This is a genomic window from Halomonas ventosae (genome assembly GCF_004361885.1).
Classification (GTDB): Bacteria; Pseudomonadota; Gammaproteobacteria; order Pseudomonadales; family Halomonadaceae; genus Halomonas; species Halomonas ventosae_C.
In genome coordinates, this window is sequence record NZ_SNWH01000002.1 from 185,842 (window position 1) to 205,071 (window position 19,230).

Consider the following 19,230-nt stretch of genomic DNA (forward strand, 5'->3'; position numbering starts at 1 on the left):
CGGCCCGCACGGGCCGCGCGGATAGAAACAATGGCCCCGCCATAGGTCTGGGCGATGGTCTCGTCGCGGCCCGCACGGGCCGCGCGGATAGAAACGCTGAACATGACCATTGGCGAACTGCGCGATTTTGCGGGTCGCGGCCCGCACGGGCCGCGCGGATAGAAACAGATAGTGCCGCTGCGGCTGCGTGTCGCTCATAGCCTGTCGCGGCCCGCACGGGCCGCGCGGATAGAAACGTCGAGCGCTACAAGGATCACGACAACAAGCATGTGTCGCGGCCCGCACGGGCCGCGCGGATAGAAACATGCGTCCAGCGATGTCGTCCTCGGTTCCCTCAAGCGTCGCGGCCCGCACGGGCCGCGCGGATAGAAACATGACCGCCGCCGACGCCTACGGGGCGGACAGCGGTCGCGGCCCGCACGGGCCGCGCGGATAGAAACAGCGACCAGCACCGCTTGGACGGCACCATCACCCCGTCGCGGCCCGCACGGGCCGCGCGGATAGAAACGATAGTCGGGCCGTCGCGGTCGACACGGTCGCGCGTCGCGGCCCGCACGGGCCGCGCGGATAGAAACCTGGTTGATGTCCGGCTCAAGCAGGTGAATCACGCGTCGCGGCCCGCACGGGCCGCGCGGATAGAAACTAGCGCGCCCGATGCCGCGCGACAGCTGCTGAGGGTCGCGGCCCGCACGGGCCGCGCGGATAGAAACCGCGACGGCGCTGCGGCGAAGATCGACTTCACCCGTCGCGGCCCGCACGGGCCGCGCGGATAGAAACGGGCCTAATATCCTGACCGCTGGCAAGGCGCTGCGTCGCGGCCCGCACGGGCCGCGCGGATAGAAACTAAATCGCAGGATCGTAAGTGCTCATCGTACGGGTCGCGGCCCGCACGGGCCGCGCGGATAGAAACGGCATCGCCGTAGAATTCGCGCCACCGCTCTTCCAGGTCGCGGCCCGCACGGGCCGCGCGGATAGAAACACCGCAAGGATCGCGTCTATCTAACGACTAGCTATAGTCGCGGCCCGCACGGGCCGCGCGGATAGAAACCTCGTCGGCGGGGTCGAAAAGAGCCACATCATGGTGGTCGCGGCCCGCACGGGCCGCGCGGATAGAAACACTAGCTTGGACAAAAACCTTGATGGCTTGCTAAGTCGCGGCCCGCACGGGCCGCGCGGATAGAAACTTACCCATCCCATCCCCCTACGTATAGTTATCGCGTCGCGGCCCGCACGGGCCGCGCGGATAGAAACCTCAAGCCCGTTGAATACCTGAATAACGCCGGTAGGTCGCGGCCCGCACGGGCCGCGCGGATAGAAACCTGCTCGCGGTCGGACTCGATGAGCACCACCGGCGTCGCGGCCCGCACGGGCCGCGCGGATAGAAACCACATACCAAACGTCATCCTGTCCCTCAGTTCCTGTCGCGCCCCGCCCGGGGCGCGCGGATAGAAACGTCTTTATCAAACAAATCGGGATACTCTGACAGTGTCGCGCCCCGCCCGGGGCGCGCGGATAGAAACACGTCTCCACCTCCAGGTCGCCATCGGACTCCTTCTCGTCGCGCCCCGCCCGGGGCGCGCGGATAGAAACTATAATATGCCCAGCAAGAAAGGTTACGTATTGGGGGTCGCGCCCCGCCCGGGGCGCGCGGATAGAAACATACTCATCAACAAGTTCGGCGATGCGATCATCAGTCGCGCCCCGCCCGGGGCGCGCGGATAGAAACCCTGTAAACCTATCGCGATCACCTTGCCAGCGTGTGTCGCGCCCCGCCCGGGGCGCGCGGATAGAAACTCGACGCTGCGCCCGGCAATGTAGCCGCCGACGCCCGTCGCGCCCCGCCCGGGGCGCGCGGATAGAAACCACCAGGCTGCCTCGAACTTGCGGAAGTGCTCTTGTCGCGCCCCGCCCGGGGCGCGCGGATAGAAACTACCGCTGGAGGGCCCGGCGGCGAGCCACCGCATAACGTCGCGCCCCCGGCCTGCCTTGCAATGCTGGGCGCCGGCGATGACGTCGTGGTGTTCGCCTGGTCGATCATCGGCGCTTCACCGCCGGTCGGCGACGGTCTGCATGTGTTGACCCGGACGCCGACATCAATGGGGTTGTCGAAGGTCTTCAAGCGGTGCGTGCGTCCTGTGCCTGCCGGCGCGCAGCGGCATAGACGCAGCAGCCGGCAATTACCGCGAACACCACGCACACCCCCATCACTGCGCCCCAACCCAGCCACTCGTATAGCGATACCATCGCGCTCGAGCCCAGCGTGCCGCCGGCGAACACCGCGGCCACGAACAGCGCGCTGACCGTTCCCGACTGCGAGCGCGCGAAGTACTCATTGAGCAGCACAATCTGGGTTGCCTGCTGAAAGACCATGCCACCGCACAGCACTACCACACCGGCCACGAGCGCGACCAGCGATCCCTGGATGATGCCCAGCAGCCCGATGACGAACAGCACGGCTGCCGCCAGCGTTGCGTTCGGCAGCCCCCGGGCGCCGCGGATGATGGCGGGGGCGCCCAGCGAGGTGGCGATGCCGACCGCGTAACCGCCGTAGACCACGGCCAGGATCAGTGCGCCGCCGTGCTGGTAGCCGACTTCGAATGGCAGGCAGGTGAGCACCACAGTCAGTACACTGAATGCCAGCGCCAATCCCACATAGGATAGCGTCACCTGTGTACGCCAGCTTCGTTTCGTGTCCGCTGGTGGAAGGGCGCCGGGCCGCGAATCCTGGGCGCGCCGTTGGCCAGCCAGCTCGGGCGGGTTGCGCAGCAGGGCCGCCGAGACGAGCAGCATAGCGGTGATTGCCAGACTGCCGAGTTGCCAGTGGTCGAGCATGACCGAGCCGAGCGCAGCGAGGCGTCCGATTACGCCACCGACGATGGTGCCGGCTGTGTACAGCGCGAGATCGCGCGCCCGGTTGTCCGAATTGTGGATATTGGACGAGCCGGTGATGATCGCTGGAATGAGCAGTGGCAGCAACAGCGACTGCAGCAGGCGCAGCACGAAGTAGGGCACGGGAGCGCTGGCGAAGGCCTGGGCTGCGAACAGTGCCGCCAGCGCCAGTTCGGTGATGAGCACGATGCGCATCGCCCGCTGCACGGTGATCAGTCGGCTGAACAGCACGGGGCCTGAGGTGAGCACGATGAACGCCACGGTCATCGGCATGGCGCCCCAGAAGGCGGACATGTCGAAGCTCGTCTGGATGCGCGCGGCCAATGGCTGCGGGAAATAGATGGCCGCGGCGGCCGCCGCGCCGGCGACGGCGAGTCGGATTCCGTCTCGATAGCTGGTCATGTGCGCCCCAGGTTGTCCGCTTTCCTCTACAGAGCCAGAGTGTGGCCCCTACATCAAGTTGGCGTGTGCCAGAACGCTAGTTCAGCAAGCCGGTAAGCCGCCCGCGGATCAGCGCCTCGGCGTCGCGCATGATGCGATCGATGAGTTCCTGCACGCTGGGAATGTCATGCACCAGCCCCGCCACCATGCCGCAGGACCAGGCACCGGCAGTCATGTCGCCGTCGACCATCACCCGGGGATACACGCCCACGACTTCCGGGGCGATGTCCTCGAACGTGATGCCGGGCCCGATGTCGCGCTCTTTTTGCAGCAGCCGTTCCACCGCGGTGTTGGTGAGTACCCGCTCGGTATTGCGCAACGGGCGCATTACCAGCCGCGTGTCGGTCTCGTTGGCGTTCAAGATTGCCTGCTTGACGTTGTCGTGCACCGGCGCTTCCCTGGTCGCGATGAAGCGCGTGCCCATGTTCATGCCCTCGGCGCCCATGGCCAACGATGCCACCAGCGAGCGCGCATCGGACATGCCGCCGGAGGCGACGAAGGGGATCTCGAGCTCCTCCGCCGCGCGCGGCAGCAGGATCATGTTGGGGATGTCGTCCTCGCCGGGATGCCCGCCGCACTCGAAGCCGTCGATCGATAGTGCGTCCACGCCGATGCTCTGGCCCTTGAGGGCATGGCGCACGGTCGTGCATTTGTGGATCACCTTGATACCGTTTTCCTGGAGCTTCGGCAGCCACTTCGCGGGGTTGTTGCCCGCAGTCTCCACGATCTTGATGCCGCCCTCGATAATGGCGTCCACGAATCCCGGGTAGTCGGGCGGCTTGACTGCCGGCAGGAAGGTGAGGTTCACGCCGAACGGCTTGTCGGTCATCTCGCGGCAGCGCGCGATTTCCTTCGCCAGGTTGTCAGGTGTCTTCTGGGTGAGGCCGGTGATAATGCCCAGCCCGCCGGCGTTGGAGACGGCCGCGGCGAGCTCTGCGTAGCCGACATAGTGCATGCCGCCCTGGATGATGGGATGTTCGATACCGAACAGTTCGGTGATACGTGTTTTCATGGTTATCTTTTTTCCGAGAGGTCGCTGAGACGAAAGCTGCCCGAGGCGGTGGCCACGACGGTGTCGTTACTGCAGTCGATCAACTCGGCTTCGGCAAAGAAGATGCGTCGCCCGCCACCGGTGCGCTGTCCCCTGGCTAGCAACTTGCCCTGGCTGGCCTTGGCCATGTAGTGGATCGTCAGGGAGATCGTGGCTGCTCTGGCCTGTGAATCATCGGTTGCAAGGTAGAAGCCGCTGTAGCCACATGCCACGTCGAGCAAGGTCGCCATCACGCCACCGTGGAGAGAGCCCTGGGTATTGAGGTGTTGGGGTTGAACGTCGAGTGTCCACGCGCATCGACCCTGCTCCCATTCGGTCAGGCGTGCCCCGATCAGCTCGATGAACGGATTGTCGAGAGTGGCGGCCTCCTGTGCCTTGCGTCGTTCGGTCATGATTCGTATGCCTTGTGCCTGGCAATAATGGCCCGGGCGCGCGCGATAACCGGTGCATCGACCATCTGGCCATCGACACTGAACGCCCCTTCATGCTGGCTTGCCATTTCAATGACGTTTCTAGCCCAGGCCAGCTCGGCTTCGGTGGGAGAAAAAGCCTGGTTGATCGGCGACAACTGTTTGGGATGGATGCACAGCATCGCGGAGAAGCCCATTTCTTTGGCACGCATGGCTGCCTGCGCCACGGCCTGCGTGTCGTCGATGGCCGGATGCGGACTCTCGATCGGCGGCAACAGGCCTGCCGCGCGCGAGTAAACCAGCAACTGGTAGCGGCTCTGGTCGAGAATCTGCCCGGCGCCTGCAGTGCCGGGTGTCAACCCCAGCTCGGTGCTCATGTCCAGCGCCCCGAAGCTCAGCCGCTCGACCCCCGCCACATGCACCAGGCGGGGCAGTGCCAACAGGCCCCGCGCGGTTTCGATCAACGGCCACAGGGGCTTGTTGCATGTCGCCGCGCGCTCCAGGGCCGGGGCGGTTTCGGCCTTGGGAATCATCAGGCGCGAGATGGCGGCATGGCGTGCGCACAGTGCCAGGTCGGGGGCGTAATGGTCGCTACCGGGGGCGTTCACCCTGACCATGAGCCTGACTTGAGGGTTGTCGCTCAGGAAGGCATCGAGCGCCTCCCGGGCGGCTGGCTTGTCGCCTTCGGCGACGGCATCCTCCAGATCGACGATGACGGCATCCGCCTCACTGGCCAGGGCCTTGGCGATACGCTCCGGGCGGGTGGCCGGAACGAACAGAATGGAGCGCAGGGCTGCCGGACTCATACGGGCTCCATCAGATGACGTTGTGTTCTTTCAGGTGGAGGATGGCTTCGCGATCGTACCCTAGTTCGGCAAGGATGCGCTCGCTGTGCTCACCCAGGGCAGGCACCGGCTGCATCTGCGGGGCGAAGGCCGGGTTGCGCCCCGGCGGCAGCAGCGCCGGAATCTCGCCGACGGGGCTGGCGACGCTCGTCCAGCGCTGGCGGGCCTTGAGCTGCGGGTGCGCCCAGACGCCGTGCATGTCGTTGACATGGGCATTGGCGATCTGCGCCTGATCGAGGCGGGCCAGCACGTCTTCCGCCGTCATGTCGGCAAACGCCTGCACGATGAGCGGGCGCAACGCGTCGCGGTGGGCGGAGCGCTGGGCGTTGGTACAGAAGCGCTCGTCCCCGGCCAGTTCGGGCTGCTGGAGGACCTTCTCGCAGAATACCTGCCACTCGCGCTCGTTCTGCAGGCCCAGCATGACGGTCTGACCATCCCCGGTGGGAAAGGGCCCATAGGGGTAGATGGTGGCGTGCGAGGCGCCCGCCCGTGGCGGCGGCTCGGCGCCGTCGAAGGCGTAGTACATGGGGTAGCCCATCCACTCGACCAGGCTTTCCAGCATCGACACGTCGATATGACTGCCGGTGCCGGTGCGCTCGCGCAGCAACAGGGCCGAGAGAATGTTGCTGTAGCCATACATGCCGGCGGCAATATCGGCGATCGAACAGCCCGCCTTGGCCATGCCCTCCGGCCCCGGGGTGCCGGTCGTCGACAGGAAACCGCCCTCGCTCTGGATCAGCAGGTCGTAGGCCTTCTTGGTGTGGTAGGGGCCATCCTCGCCGTAGCCCGAGATGTCGCAGACGATCAGCCGCGGGAAGTGCGCATGCAATGCCTCGAAGGACAATCCCAGCCGGGCCGCGGCGCCTGGCGCCAGGTTCTGCACCAGCACGTCGGCCTGGGCCAGCAGGCGGTCGAGAATCTCCCGGGCTTCGTTATGTTTGACGTCGAGCGTCAGGCTCTGCTTGGAGCGGTTGGTCCACACGAAGTGGGAGGACAGGCCGCGCACCCGTTCATCGTAGCCGCGGGCGAAGTCGCCGACGCCGGGACGCTCGACCTTGATGACCCGCGCGCCCATGTCGGCCAGTTGCCGGGTGCAGAAGGGCGCGGCGATGGCATGCTCTAGACTCACGACAGTAATGCCGTCCAGAGGGCGCTGGGTGACAGGTTCGCTCATGCATGGACTCCACTATTATTCTCGCGCATCTGGGGCTGGAGCAGCGGCGCGATACGGGGCTGCTCCCGCAACTGCCAGGCCCAGTCGATCAACCGCTGGGCTTCGGCGGGCGACGCCGCGCCGGAAAAGGCCGCCAGGCGGCGGAACTTCTCTTCGAGCTCGTCGCGCGACAACGTATTGCCGGGATCGCCCTTGGGATCGTCGATTGCCTGGCTCAACGTCCGGCCGTCGCGGGTCGTCACCGTGACGCGCCCCAGCCACTTCTTCGGGTAGGCCGCGTCGACCTGCGGGTCGAGCTGCATGCTCACCCGCTCCCTGAAGGCGATGACCTGGGGTTCCGCCAGGGCGTGACGCTGGAATTCCTCCAGCCCTGCCCGGCCATACACGGCGATCAGCCCCAGTACCGTGCCCATCGAGAACTTGGCCTGGTGGATCGAGGTGGGCCGGGTCACCGGCCCCAGCACATCGATGGCCGCCTGATGCACGCGGGCGGTCACATGCGCGATGTCGTCGTGGCTCAGGCCATGGCTCTGCATCAGCGCCAGCAGGGCATCCGCGGCCGGGTGCGTGTGCCGACACGAGGCATGGAACTTGAACGAGGTCTCCTCCAGCGCCCAGCGCTCGCCGAGGCGATCGGTCAGGTAGCGGGCGTCGGCATCCTGCGACAGGCCCGCGGCCATGCCCTGCTTGCCGTCCAGGATGCGCTGCGCGCCGGTCAGACCCTCGGCGGTCAGGTAGGCGGCCAACAGCCCGTCGGCGGCCGCCTTGGCGGCGTGCAGCTGCTTGGAGTGGGCGCCGTCGCGCAAAAACTCCCACAGCCCAGCAGCCTGGGTGCCGGCGCTGCCCAGCACGTGGACGAAGCGATCCTCGTCGAAGCCGAGCAGCTTGCCGACCGCCACGGCGGCGGCCAGCGTGCCCACGGTGCCCGTGGTATGGAAGATGGCGTAGTGCGAGCGGCCGAGGAATTCGCCGATGCGCACCCCGGCTTCGTAGCCGGCCACGGCGGCCACGATCAGCTCGCGGCCCGAGGCGCCGAGTTCCTGCGCGGCCGCCAGCGCGGCGGGAAAGACCACCGTGCCGGGATGCAGCACCGAGCTGTTGTGCAGGTCGTCCTGCTCGACGATGTGCGAGGCGGCGGCATTGACCAGCGCGGCGAAATGCGGCGAGGTCAGCCGCCGGTCGGTCAGCGATTCACTGGCGCCGCTCGCCGGACCCATGCGCTGGGCATAGCGCTCGAACAGCGGAATCGGCGGCTGGCCCTTGCCGGCCAGCGCCGAGCCCAGCCAGTCCAGGCACAGCTCCTCGCTGCGCGAAACGACTCGCTCGGGCAGCGTCGGGTAATCAAGAGCGGCCAGGAAGGCGGCCAGGGTCCGGGTGGGGTGGCTCATCGGGTATCTCCTGCATGTCGTGCAAAACCTAGAAGGACCGCGGCAGCTCGAGCAGATGCTCGGCGACGTAGGACAGGATCAGGTTGGTCGAGATCGGTGCGACCTGGTAGAGCCGGGTCTCGCGGAACTTGCGCTCGACGTCGTACTCGCTGGCGAAGCCGAAGCCGCCGTGGGTCTGCAGGCAGACGTTGGCCGCCTTCCACGACGCCTCGGCGGCCAGGTACTTGGCCATGTTGGCGCTGGCCCCGGCAGGCAGGCCGTTGTCGTACTCGTGGCAGGCCCGCCAGCGCATCAGGTCGGCGGCCTCGACCTCGATGTGCGCCTGGGCGATGGGGAACTGCACGCCCTGGTTCTGGCCGATCGGCCGGCCGAAGACCTCGCGGCTGCGGGCATAGTCGCTGGCCTTCTCGATGAACCAGCGTCCGTCGCCGATGCACTCGGCGGCGATCAGCGTACGCTCGGCGTTCAGCCCGTCCAGAATGTAGCGAAAGCCCTTGCCCTCTTCACCGATCAGGCTGTCCGCCGGAATCTCCAGGTTGTCGAAGAACAGTTCGTTGGTCTCGTGGTTGACCATGTTGGCGATCGGCCGCACGGTCAGGCCGTGGCCGATTGCCGCATGCAGGTCGACCAGGAAGATCGACATGCCCTCCGACTTGCGCCGCACCTGATCGAGCGGCGTGGTGCGCGCCAGCAGGATCATCAGATCGGAGTGCTGGATGCGCGAGATCCACACCTTCTGACCATTGATGACGTACTTGTCGCCCTGCCTGACCGCGGTGGTCTTGATCTTGGTGGTGTCGGTGCCGGTGGTGGGCTCGGTGACCCCCATCGACTGCAGGCGCAGCTCGCCGGCGGCGATCTTCGGCAGGAAATACTGCTTCTGCGCCTGGCTGCCGTGACGCAACAAGGTGAACATGTTGTACATCTGGCCATGCACGGTGCCGGAGTTGCCCCCGCAGCGATTGACCTCCTCCAGAATGACCGAGGCCTCGGTCAGCCCCAGTCCCGAGCCGCCGTACTCCTCGGGAATCATCGCCGCCAGCCAGCCCGCCTCGGTCAGTGCGTCGACGAACGCTTCCGGAAAGGCCTTGCGCTCATCGACGCCGCGCCAATAGGCCGCATCATAATGGCTGCACAGGCCGCGTACACCGTCGCGGATGGCCTCCAGCGCCGCGGTGTCATGGTTGAACATCAGCCGTTCTCCTCGTAGTGAATCTGCGCCTCGTGCGCCGGTCCGTGGTCATTGAACGCCCACAGCGCGGCCCGGCCGGGTGCCTCGAGGCGACCGGCGACCTGAAAGTCGCTGTCGGCGAACAGCGGACGCAAGCCCCGGTAGCTCAGGCGCGTCGGCACGGCGCCGGGGTGGGCCTTGCAGAAAGCCTGGACCATCAGCGTGGCGATCATCGGGCCATGCACGACCAGGCCAGGGTAACCCTCGACCTCGGTGGCATACGGCCAGTCGTAGTGGATGCGATGGCCGTTGAAGGTCACCGCCGAATAGCGGAACAGCAGGATGGGCGTTGGCCGGATAGACTGACTCCATTCCGGCTCGGGCAGCGGGGTGTCCAGCGACAAACGCGGCGGCGAGGGTTCACGGTAGACGATGTCCTGCTCCTCCTGGATACAGGTCTCGCCCTGCTGGATATAGTCATGGCGCACCGTGACGAACAGCAGCTTGCCGGTCCGCCCTTGTTTCTCCTTGATATCGGCAATCGTCGAGCGGCGTTGCGCGGCGAGACCCACACGCAGCGGCTGGATGAACTCCAGCCGACTACCCGCCCACATCCGGTTGCGCCCCTCGACGGGGGGCAGAAAGTCCCCCAACGCTGGATGACCATCGCGCCCCAGCTGATCGGCCGTGACGGGCTCCTGGAAGAAGGCCCAGTGCCACAGCGGCGGCAAGGGTTGCCCCTCACGGGGGCAAGATAAGCCAAATGTCACGGCGATGCGCTTGACCAGGGCCTCGCTCAGCGTGTCATCGCTGCGCTCCTGATTGCCGATCCAGTCGCTTGCGGCCGCGTCTGCCATGTCCTGTCCTCCTGTTGTCATCCTCTCAGGATGCGCAGGATGGGACCTTTAGAGAATTTGCTTTTGCATAAGGCCGTGTTCTGCTGAGCTTAACGCCTGAGGGGCGCACCTTTCCTGCCAGCCTGCGAGCCACTCGCCATGCACTTCGATCTTCAGGACCTGCGGCTGTTCATCCATGTCGCCGAGGCATGCAGCCTGACGGGGGGCGCCCAGCGCGCCCACCTCTCCACGGCGGCAGCGAGTACCCGCATAAAGGCTCTCGAGGGCCAGCTCGGCAGCCGACTGTTCTATCGCAGCAGTCAGGGTGTGGAACTCACCCCGGCAGGTAATCACCTGCTGCGCCATGCGCGCGCCATCCTGCGTCAGGTCGAGCACGTGAAGAGTGATTTTTCCGGCTACGCCGACGGTGCGGCGGGGCATTTGCGCATCTTTGCCAACACCACGGCGGTCACCGAATTCATGCCCGAGGTGCTGGCGCGCTTCCTGGCCACCCGGCCCGGCATCACCGTCGACCTGCAGGAGCGCCTGACCCGCGACATCGTGCGTGGCGTACTCGATGGCACCGCGGACCTGGGTATCGTGGCGGGGATGATCGAGGCGCAGGGTCTGCAGTTGTTGCCGTTCAGCCTGGACCGCCTGGTGCTGGCGGTGCCTCATGGCCATGCGCTGGCGGACAGGCCCCGGGTCAGCTTTCAGGAAACGCTGGCCTATCCGCATGTTGGCCTGCATGACGGCAGCACCCTGCTGCAGTTCCTGCAGGATCAAGTCAAGGATATGGGCCGCAGCCTGCCCCTACGTATCCAGGTACTCGGCTTCGAACCGGCCTGCCGGATGATCGAGGCGGGCGTGGGCATCGGCATTCTCCCTGAGTCGTGCGCGCTTCGCTATCAGCGCACCCTGGCCATCCGCCTGGTCGAGTTGGATGATGCCTGGGCACAGCGCGAGCGCAGTATCGTCGTGCGCGAACTCGAGGCACTGCCCAGCTGTGGCCGGGCGCTGGTGGAGGCGATCTTCGGCCATGACGGCTTCTCCCCTCCTCCCGCCACGACTCAGCAACCGAACTCCATCCAGTAGCGTTCAACTGGCGCGGATCCCGGTTCGCCCAAATGTGACTACGCTTTCCCGTGCAGCTGTGTCAGCATCGAGGAATCTGGTCCAGCGCGACTGGATGCAACACAACGACAAGGAGTTTCACCATGCCAACACTCAAGATCGGCTCGCTCACCGCACTTGCCGCCGGGATCATGCTGGCCGGCTCGGCCTTCGCCGCCGACCCGATCACCATCAAGTTCTCCCACGTGGTCGCCGAAAATACCCCCAAGGGGCAGATGGCCGAGAAGTTCAAGGCGCTGGTCGAGCAGAGCTCGGTCGGCGACCGGGTCGACGTCGAGGTCTATCCCAACTCCCAGCTCTATGGCGACGACCAGGTGCTCGAGGCCATGCTGCTCGGCGACGTCCAGCTCGCCGCACCGTCACTGTCCAAATTCCAGAAGTATACCGACCAGCTCCAGGTCTTCGACCTGCCGTTCCTGTTCGAGGACATGGATGCCGTCGAGCGCTTTCAGAACAGCCCCACTGGCAAGCAGCTATTGACCTCCATGCAGGACAAGGGCCTGATGGGGCTGGGCTATCAGCATAACGGTCTCAAGCAGTTGTCGGCCTCCGAGCCGCTGCGCGTCCCCGAGGATGCCGCCGGCAAGAAGTTCCGCATCCAGACCTCTGACGTGCTGCAGGCACAGTTCGAGGCGATCGACGCCGTGCCGCTGAAGAAGCCGTTCTCCGAAGTCTTCATCCTGCTGCAGACCGGAGCCATCGACGGCCAGGAGAACACCTACTCCAACATCTACTCGCAGAAGTTCTACGAGGTACAGCCCTACATCACCGAGTCCAATCATGGCCTGATTGACTACATGGTGGTCACGTCGGATCGCTTCTGGAACGGCCTGCCCGACGACGTGCGACCGGCCCTGGAGAAAGCCATGCAGGAGGCGTTGGCCTACGGTAACTCGATCGCCTCCCAGGAGAACCAGGAGGCCAAGCAGGCGATCGTCGATTCCGGCAAGTCCGAGATCATCGAGCTGACTCCCGAGCAGCGCCAGCAGTGGGTCGACGCCATGAAGCCGGTGTGGAACGAGTTCTCCGACGAGATCGGCCAGGACGTGATCGACGCCGCCCAGGCGGCCAACAACGAGGGCTGAGCGCTCCGAGGTATCCAGTGACGGCGTCCCAGGGGGCGCCGTCTTTGTATCCATGAGGAAATGCCATGATTGTACGTTGGCTCAACAAGCTGGAAGAAACGATCTTCTCCGCGCTGCTGGTGGCCATGGTGCTGTTGGTGGGGGTCGAGGTGTTCTATCGCTTCGTGCTGACCGAGGGCATCAACTGGGCGCAGGAAGCATCTCTCTATCTGTCGGGCTGGTTCGTGCTGTTCGGGGCTTCGTGGGGCGTCAAGCATGGCGCGCATATCGGCGTTGACGTGCTGGTCAAGAAGCTGCCGCGTGGCGGGCGGCGTATCGTCACGCTGTTGGCGTTGGCGGTATGTCTGACCTATTGCGTACTGATTCTGGTGGGCAGTTACCAGTATCTGCAACTGACCCACATGATCGGCATCGAGCTGCAAGATATTCCGATCCCCAAGTGGCAGGCCACGTTGATTCTGCCGATCGGCATGGCGCTGTTGATCCTGCGCTTCGTTGAGCTCGGCTGGCGGATAATCAAGAACGAGACCGATAACTTCGGCTTCTCCGATGAAGGGGAAGAGAGCCTGCGACTTGCCGAACAGCGTAATCCCGAGGACTACGATCAGGAGGTCCGTCCGTGACCATCGCCATCCTGTTCATGCTGCTGTTCGGCGCCATCTTCCTGGGCATGCCGATCGCCTTTGCGTTGGGCTTTTCCAGCGTGACCACGATCCTGCTGTTTTCCAACGATTCGCTGGGCTCGATCGCCATCAAGCTGTTCGAGGCGGTCTCTCATCATTACACCCTGCTGGCGATCCCGTTCTTCATCCTGTCGAGCGCCTTCCTGTCCACCGGCGGGGTGGCGCGACGCTTGATCAATTTCGCCACCGACGCGGTGGGTCACGTCAAGGGTGGCCTGGCGATGGCCTCGGTGCTGGCCTGCATGCTGTTCGCTGCCGTCTCCGGCTCCTCGCCGGCCACGGTGGCAGCGATTGGCTCGATCGTCATCGCCGGCATGGTGCGCCAGGGCTACCCGGAGTCCTATGCCGCCGGCGCGATCGCCAATGCCGGCACGCTGGGCATCCTGATTCCGCCATCGATCGTGATGCTGGTCTATTCGGCGGCCACCGAGGTCTCGGCGGCCAAGATGTTCATGGCTGGCCTGGTCCCGGGACTGATGATGGGCGGCATCCTGATGATTGCCATCTACATCTCGGCGTGGCGCATGAAGTTGCCGGCCCAGCCGTTCCCGGGGTTCAGAGCGCTGCTGCGTTCGGGCGGCAAGGCGCTGGCCGGATTGCTGCTGATCATTCTCGTTCTGGGCACGATCTACGGCGGTGTGGCCAGCCCTACCGAGGCGGCGGCGATTGCGGCGATCTATGCCTGGTTGGTGGCGGTGATCGGGTATCGCGATATCGGGCCACTCAAGGACGACCCCTGGAAGCGTTCCGGCGAGGGGCTAGGCGCCGCACTCGTGCGCAGCCTGTGGCAGATTCCGCTGGCTATCACCGGCTCGTTCGTCAATCGTGAGGTACGCGGCGTGGTGCTCGACGGTGCCAAGGTGGCGATGATGCTGCTGTTCATCATCGCCAACGCCATGCTCTTCGCGCATGTGCTGACCACCGAGCGGATTCCCCACCACATCGCCGAGGTGATCGTCTCCTGGGGCTTGCCGGCCTGGGGATTCCTGATTATCGTCAACCTGCTGCTGCTGGCGGCGGGCAACTTCATGGAACCGTCGGCCATCCTGCTGATCATGGCGCCGATCCTGTTCCCCATCGCCACCCAGTTGGGGATTGATCCCATTCATCTGGGCATCATCATGGTGGTCAACATGGAGATCGGCATGCTTACGCCACCGGTGGGGCTCAACCTGTTCGTCACCGCAGGCATCACCGGGCACTCGATTGGCTGGGTCATCAAGGCCTGCCTGCCGTGGCTGTGCCTGCTGCTTGGCTTCTTGATGCTGATCACCTACGTGCCGGTGATCTCGCTGTGGCTGCCTAATCTGCTGTCATGACGATCTACTGGATTCACGAGATGTCTCTGTCAGACAGCGACGGGATGGTCAGATTCTATCCTGCCGCTGGAAATCAGGCAGCTATGGCGATATTCCCCAGTCTCAGGATGACTGCTGTGCCCTCTGATACCCTGTTCTTATAAACCGACCAGGGGGCGAAAGGAGACACTCATGCCTCGTTACTCCGAGGCGCGGGCGTCAGGGGTGGGTGAAGGGGCGCTCAGTCGTCTATGCCGAGCATCACGTCCGAGGCCTTGATGACCACCTGAACGTCACTGCCCACGGCGATACCGAGGTCCTCGATGGCATCGCTGGTGATCATCGACTTGATAGTGTTGCCGCCGCCGATATCGACGCGGACCTGGCTGTTCACCGGGCCTTCCTTCACTTCCAGCACGGTGCCCTTGATCACGTTACGTGCGCTGATCTTCATCTCTGTTCTCCTGAACTGTTGGCGGGAGTGGGGCTTCAGCCCCTGTCATGCGGCACGCCACGGGCGCGCCTGCGCACAAGATGCCGGCGTAATTGTTCGCTGGCAAGGCCTGTTGCCAGCCCGATCAATGCACTGCCGAAAAAGGTGGCCACCGCGGTGACTGCAATCACCGGTCGGCAGTCGGGCCGGGCGTCGAAGAGGCGCTTGCCCATTATCAGCTCCAGGCCGGCGAAGGCCAGCAGGGCGCCCACCAGCGGGACGGGAATGGCCGCCAGCCAGGCGATCACTGCCTCGCCCTGCAGCGCGGCCAGGGCGCAGGCCACGGCGATGGTTACCGGCGCGATCCAGCTGCGGGCGCCGAAGCGGTAGTGAGCGGCCATGCCGCCAGCCCCATGGCACATCGGCATGGCGCCCAGCGGTGCCAGCAGCAGGTTGAGCAGGCCGCTGGAGGCGGCCAGACGGCGTTCGCTGACGCGTGACGTGGACGCCGGAAACAGCGAGTGGGCCACGGCGGCAGCGACCACCACGGCGTTGACCAGGGTCAGTGGCAGTTGGGCCAGCACGCCGCTGGCCACCGCGCTCAGCGAGACGCCTTCATCGAGCGTTGACGCGCTCGCGGCCAGGGGTTGGGCATCACCCGGCGCCAGCCAGACGGCGGCGAGAATCAGCATCAGGGCCCAGGGGCCGCGGGGCCATACCCAGGAGAGCGAGAGCAGCGCCATGGCCGGCATGGCCAGCCACCAGTTCGAGGCCATCATCTCCAGGGCCAGCGAGGCGAGCATCAGCCCCAGGCCGGCCTGCAGCCCGGTGACTACCGACTGGGGCAGGGCGCGCGCGGCGCGGCCTAGCAGTGGGGTGGCGGCCAGGGCCAGCAGTACCAGGCCGATGGTGGCGCCGGCCAGGGCCGTCTCGCTGGCGGTAAGCCCGCCGGTGATGACCACCGCGCCCAGCGCCTTCATCGGCTGCACGGCGATGGGGACGCGGTAGAGCAGTGCCACCAGCAGGTAGCCGGCCGCAAAGCCCAGGAATAGCGGTCCGGGCGCCAGCCCGCCCAGCCCGATGGCGGCGATCACATAGGGCAGCAGGGTGCCGAGATCACCGAAGGCGCCGGAGATATCGCCGCTCAGCGCCAACAGGGTGCGCCGGAGAGGTCGCCATGCAGGAGAAATGTTCATATGTTCCACTGTAGCGCCTGGCTTTCTGTAGGGCATCCCTGCTGATAAGGCTGCGTGCCTGTCCGGTAGTCTATGAGCTGTCGCCGTCGTTTCACCATGCAGATGTCCCGTTCGCTGAGGGCCTTCTTGTCCCTGGCAGCATCCTGCGCGTTGATGGTGAGGCGGTTGAGCAGGCTAAGCCTCCTGTGATCTCGCTGGCATCACCACCCACTCGGGTTCCTCGAATTCACCGATCACACGGATCTCGCAGAAGGGGGCGGCGCTCTGGATGATCGCCTTCACCCTGGGCGACGGCTTGGCCTCCATGGCGTCGCGGCGGGCCTTGCTCTCCCAGTGGGCGATGGCGATCAGGGTGCGGGGGTCACCAATCTTGCGGTGCAACTCGGTACCCCGCGCCCCCGGCGCCTGCTGGATCAGCTCGCTGGCGCGTACCCAGGCGTCGGCGTAGTCCTCGGCGGTGTAGCCGTCGCGGATATGCACCTCGAAGATGTATTTCATAAGTTTCTCCCCTTCGGTCGGTTTGCCGGTCAGTGTACCTCTCTGCCGTGTCTACCGTGCTGTCTTCCTCGGGGTGCTCAACGCTCACCAGCGCCGCCGGCTCGCTGGAGCGGCGGCGCCGGTTGTTGCGGGGCCGATGCGTCTTCAGGCCCGCTGGGGTTCCAGCACCTGGGTGTGCAGGGCGCTGCCGGCGGAGTCCATCAGCGTGACGGTGAGGATCTCGCTCTCCCCGTCGAGGTCCACCTGGCCGAAGAACTGGTAGCCTTCGGAGGGGGGCAGGTTGGCTTGCCCCTCCGGCGGGGCCTTCTGGAACACCACCTCGGGGCCGAAGGTGCCATCCAGCTCGCCGGGGCCGAAGGTGCCGGCGTGGAGCGGGCCGCTGACGAACTCCCAGAAGGGCGCGAACTCCTTGAAGCTGGCGCGCTCGGGTGAGTAGTGGTGAGCGGCGGTGTAATGCACATCGGCAGTGAGCCACACCACGTTGTGGATGGCCTCGTCGCGGATGGCGCGCAACAGGTCGGCGATCTCCAGCTCGCGTCCCAGCGGTTCACCATGGTGATCGTTGGCAATGGCCTCGAAGTTTTCCCCATCGCGCACGACCAGCCCGATCGGCATATCGGCAGCGATGATCTTCCAGGTGGCCGTGGAGCGGCGCAGGCTGTTAAGGAGCCAGCGCAGCTGGTCCTGCCCCAGGAAGGTGGTGGCCTCGCCGCCTGCCTGGCGATTGCGGCTATTGGCGGCGCGGTAGCTGCGCATGTCGAGCATGAACACCTCGAGGCCGGGGCCGTAGGCGAACTGACGGTAGATTCTGCCGGGCGCCTCGGGCATCTGGCGAAGTGGCATGTACTCGAGGAAGGCGCGGCGCGCGCGCGCCGCTAGCAGGCTGACGTTCTTCTCGGTGTAGCGGCTGTCATCGAGCAGCTCACCTGGGTACCAGTTGTTCAGGGTTTCGTGGTCGTCCCACTGGGCGAGCATGGGTACCTCGGCGTTGAACTGCCGTACGTTGGCGTCCATTAGGTTGTAGGCGAACTGGCCGCGGAACTCCTGCAGAGTTTCCGCCACCTTGCGCTTCTCGGGCGTGACCAGGTTGCGCCAGGTCTCGCCGTTGGTCAGCGCTACGCTCTCCTCCAGGGGGCCGTCGGCGTAGACGGTATCGCCGGAGTGGATGAAGAAGTCGGGCCGCTGGCCGCGCATGGTGGCGTAGGTGGTCATGCCGCCGCGGGACTCGTCGATGCCCCAGCCTTGTCCGGCGGTGTCGCCCGACCAGACGAAGCGCACGTTGCGACGCGTGGTCGGCGGCAGGCGCAGCTGCCCGGTCACCGGTTCGCTGATCGCACGGTGGTCATCCAGGGCGGCGAAACGTACACGGTAGTGGGCGGTATCCATGCCGGCCAGGCCGGTCACATCAAGCTTGGCGGTCAGGTCGGTGGCGGGCAGCACCTCGGGGCCGGCGATCTGCCGTGCGCCATGGAAGCCGGGATTGTCGGCGATCTCCACCAGCATGCGCGAGGGGCGATCAGCGCGGGCCCAGAGCATAGCGCGGTCATGGAGCATGTCACCGCTCATCACGCCAGAGGGCAGCGCCGGGCGCCGGCCTTGAGCCAGCACGATGGAGGGGGCGGTCAGGCAGGCGCCGAGGATGGCGCCTCCCTTCAGACCGAGTTTGAGGGTGTCGCGACGCGAGATCGTCATTGGAGGCTCCTGCTCAGTAGGGGGTGGTGAGCGTCATGGCAGCCGTATGATCGCGCATGTCCATGACACCGGCTTGTCGGCGTCATGACATTCCCACTTTTTGGAGTAAGGCATTGATAAGCCATTAATGATGCGCGTCGCAGCCAGGATGGCGGTCTTTTGCGCGGAGCCAGGTTGCCCTGTATCCAGCTCGCAGGGCTGCTATGTGACCGATCGCCTCGAGGGGCTCGAGTAAGTCGGGATTGCGGATGACGGGGAACGGCTCCCCCCGAGCAGCAGAGCGATTCGGAAGGTTGACCCGCCTCGGTTTTTGCGTCAGAAAAGGCGGTTTATCGGCCCGGCGGTGTGGTGATTGCCGGGCCGCCTCGCCTGTTCCGCACGGAGGCTTGACCGATGCCGCTTTCCCCTTTCGACCAGACCCTGGCCGCCCTGGATGCGCTGCACGCCGAAGACCCGCGTCGCATCGAGGTAAATGGCGAGAGCGTGCCCCAGGAGCTGTGGCATGCCGGGCGCATGAGCGCCTGGCTGGAGCGGTTGCATGAGCAGCCCGACGAGCTGATCAAGCTCGCGGTGCGTGGCCAGCACCTGCAGCGCTGGCAGGTGCCGCGCACGGATTACCCCGAGGGGCGGGTGGGCTATCTCACCTGGCGGCGCGACCAGGGGCAGCGCGCCGGCGAGACCACCGCCCGGCTGATGCAGGCGGCGGGCTACACCGCCGAGCAGGCCGAGCGGGTGGCGCGGATGATCCGCAAGCAGAACCTGGGGCGCGACCCGGGCGCCCAGGCGGTGGAGGACTGCGCCTGCCTGGTGTTCCTGGAGAACTACTTCGGCGACTTCTCGAAGCAGATCGACCACGACCACCTGATCCGCATCGTGCAGATGACCTGGAAGAAGATGTCGCCGCGCGCCCATGAGCTGGCGCTGGAGCTGCCGATGACAGCCGAGGCCCGCGGATTGGTCGAGGAGGCGCTGGCGGGGTGAATGCTCGGCTCGGGCGTTACTGGCC

Annotated in this window: 17 protein-coding genes and 1 CRISPR repeat array; of the genes, 5 read left to right on the forward strand and 12 right to left on the reverse strand. The window is 65.7% G+C overall.

The genetic code is table 11. From position 1 onward, the window contains the following. Positions 1–62: 62 nt before the first annotated feature. A CRISPR array of direct repeats spans positions 63–1,930; the repeat unit is 33 nt; unit sequence GTCGCGGCCCGCACGGGCCGCGCGGATAGAAAC. A gap of 185 nt (positions 1,931–2,115) precedes the next feature. The 8 genes from DFO68_RS02730 to DFO68_RS02765 all read right to left on the reverse strand — a co-directional run bounded on the left by DFO68_RS02730 (position 2,116) and on the right by DFO68_RS02765 (position 10,226). Further along, complete coding sequence (locus tag DFO68_RS02730; protein WP_133481796.1) at positions 2,116–3,291, reverse strand: MFS transporter; 1,176 nt, start codon at positions 3,289–3,291, stop codon at positions 2,116–2,118. Between the two features lie 76 nt (positions 3,292–3,367). After that, a complete protein-coding gene (locus DFO68_RS02735) occupies positions 3,368–4,342 on the reverse strand; it encodes an NAD(P)H-dependent flavin oxidoreductase (RefSeq protein WP_133481798.1) in 975 nt (324 codons plus the stop codon). Between the two features lie 2 nt (positions 4,343–4,344). Continuing rightward, positions 4,345–4,773, reverse strand: coding sequence for a PaaI family thioesterase (locus DFO68_RS02740; RefSeq protein WP_133481800.1), 429 nt, complete (start codon positions 4,771–4,773; stop codon positions 4,345–4,347). Further along, on the reverse strand, positions 4,770–5,597 hold the full coding sequence (locus DFO68_RS02745) for an HpcH/HpaI aldolase/citrate lyase family protein (protein ID WP_133481802.1): 828 nt from the start codon (positions 5,595–5,597) through the stop codon (positions 4,770–4,772). Before DFO68_RS02745 ends, DFO68_RS02740 begins: the two co-directional genes overlap by 4 nt. Before the next feature lie 10 nt (positions 5,598–5,607). Beyond that, positions 5,608–6,810, reverse strand: coding sequence for a CaiB/BaiF CoA transferase family protein (locus DFO68_RS02750; RefSeq protein ID WP_133481804.1), 1,203 nt, complete (start codon positions 6,808–6,810; stop codon positions 5,608–5,610). Then, complete coding sequence (locus DFO68_RS02755) at positions 6,807–8,198, reverse strand: MmgE/PrpD family protein (protein WP_133481806.1); 1,392 nt, start codon at positions 8,196–8,198, stop codon at positions 6,807–6,809. Before DFO68_RS02755 ends, DFO68_RS02750 begins: the two co-directional genes overlap by 4 nt. Positions 8,199–8,226: 28 nt before the next feature. Next, positions 8,227–9,390 carry an acyl-CoA dehydrogenase family protein gene (locus DFO68_RS02760; protein ID WP_133481808.1) on the reverse strand — a complete coding sequence of 388 codons (1,164 nt, stop codon included), beginning with the start codon at positions 9,388–9,390 and terminating at the stop codon, positions 8,227–8,229. Next, the gene (locus DFO68_RS02765; RefSeq protein WP_133481810.1) at positions 9,390–10,226 is read right to left on the reverse strand and encodes an FAS1-like dehydratase domain-containing protein; all 837 of its coding nucleotides are present in this window, start codon (positions 10,224–10,226) and stop codon (positions 9,390–9,392) included. Before DFO68_RS02765 ends, DFO68_RS02760 begins: the two co-directional genes overlap by 1 nt. Positions 10,227–10,364: 138 nt before the next feature. On the opposite strand from DFO68_RS02765, the gene DFO68_RS02770 reads away from it, so the two are divergent. From DFO68_RS02770 to DFO68_RS02785, 4 genes are all read left to right on the forward strand, one after another. After that, positions 10,365–11,300, forward strand: coding sequence for a LysR substrate-binding domain-containing protein (locus DFO68_RS02770; RefSeq protein WP_133481812.1), 936 nt, complete (start codon positions 10,365–10,367; stop codon positions 11,298–11,300). Positions 11,301–11,422: 122 nt separating this feature from the next. After that, the gene (locus tag DFO68_RS02775) at positions 11,423–12,424 is read left to right on the forward strand and encodes a TRAP transporter substrate-binding protein (protein ID WP_133481814.1); all 1,002 of its coding nucleotides are present in this window, start codon (positions 11,423–11,425) and stop codon (positions 12,422–12,424) included. A 65-nt stretch (positions 12,425–12,489) separates the two neighbouring features. After that, positions 12,490–13,047, forward strand: a complete 558-nt coding sequence (locus tag DFO68_RS02780; RefSeq protein WP_208107347.1) for a TRAP transporter small permease — start codon at positions 12,490–12,492, stop codon at positions 13,045–13,047. Beyond that, on the forward strand, positions 13,044–14,426 hold the full coding sequence (locus tag DFO68_RS02785) for a TRAP transporter large permease (RefSeq protein ID WP_133481816.1): 1,383 nt from the start codon (positions 13,044–13,046) through the stop codon (positions 14,424–14,426). The genes DFO68_RS02780 and DFO68_RS02785 overlap by 4 nt, the downstream gene beginning before the upstream one ends. Positions 14,427–14,646: 220 nt before the next feature. Here DFO68_RS02785 and DFO68_RS02790 read toward each other — a convergent pair whose 3' ends face one another. From DFO68_RS02790 to DFO68_RS02805, 4 genes are all read right to left on the reverse strand, one after another. Then, complete coding sequence (locus DFO68_RS02790; RefSeq protein ID WP_133481818.1) at positions 14,647–14,859, reverse strand: TOBE domain-containing protein; 213 nt, start codon at positions 14,857–14,859, stop codon at positions 14,647–14,649. A 35-nt stretch (positions 14,860–14,894) separates the two neighbouring features. Then, entirely contained in the window at positions 14,895–16,034 is a 1,140-nt protein-coding gene (locus tag DFO68_RS02795; protein ID WP_166637512.1) for a putative sulfate/molybdate transporter, read from the reverse strand. Positions 16,035–16,208: 174 nt separating this feature from the next. Further along, positions 16,209–16,532: an antibiotic biosynthesis monooxygenase family protein gene (locus tag DFO68_RS02800; protein ID WP_133481821.1), complete on the reverse strand. Its 324-nt coding sequence runs from the start codon at positions 16,530–16,532 to the stop codon at positions 16,209–16,211. A gap of 144 nt (positions 16,533–16,676) precedes the next feature. After that, the gene (locus tag DFO68_RS02805; RefSeq protein WP_133481822.1) at positions 16,677–18,224 is read right to left on the reverse strand and encodes an alkaline phosphatase D family protein; all 1,548 of its coding nucleotides are present in this window, start codon (positions 18,222–18,224) and stop codon (positions 16,677–16,679) included. A 393-nt stretch (positions 18,225–18,617) separates the two neighbouring features. On the opposite strand from DFO68_RS02805, the gene DFO68_RS02810 reads away from it, so the two are divergent. Further along, on the forward strand, positions 18,618–19,205 hold the full coding sequence (locus DFO68_RS02810) for a DUF4202 domain-containing protein (RefSeq protein WP_133481824.1): 588 nt from the start codon (positions 18,618–18,620) through the stop codon (positions 19,203–19,205). Positions 19,206–19,230: the final 25 nt, after the last annotated feature.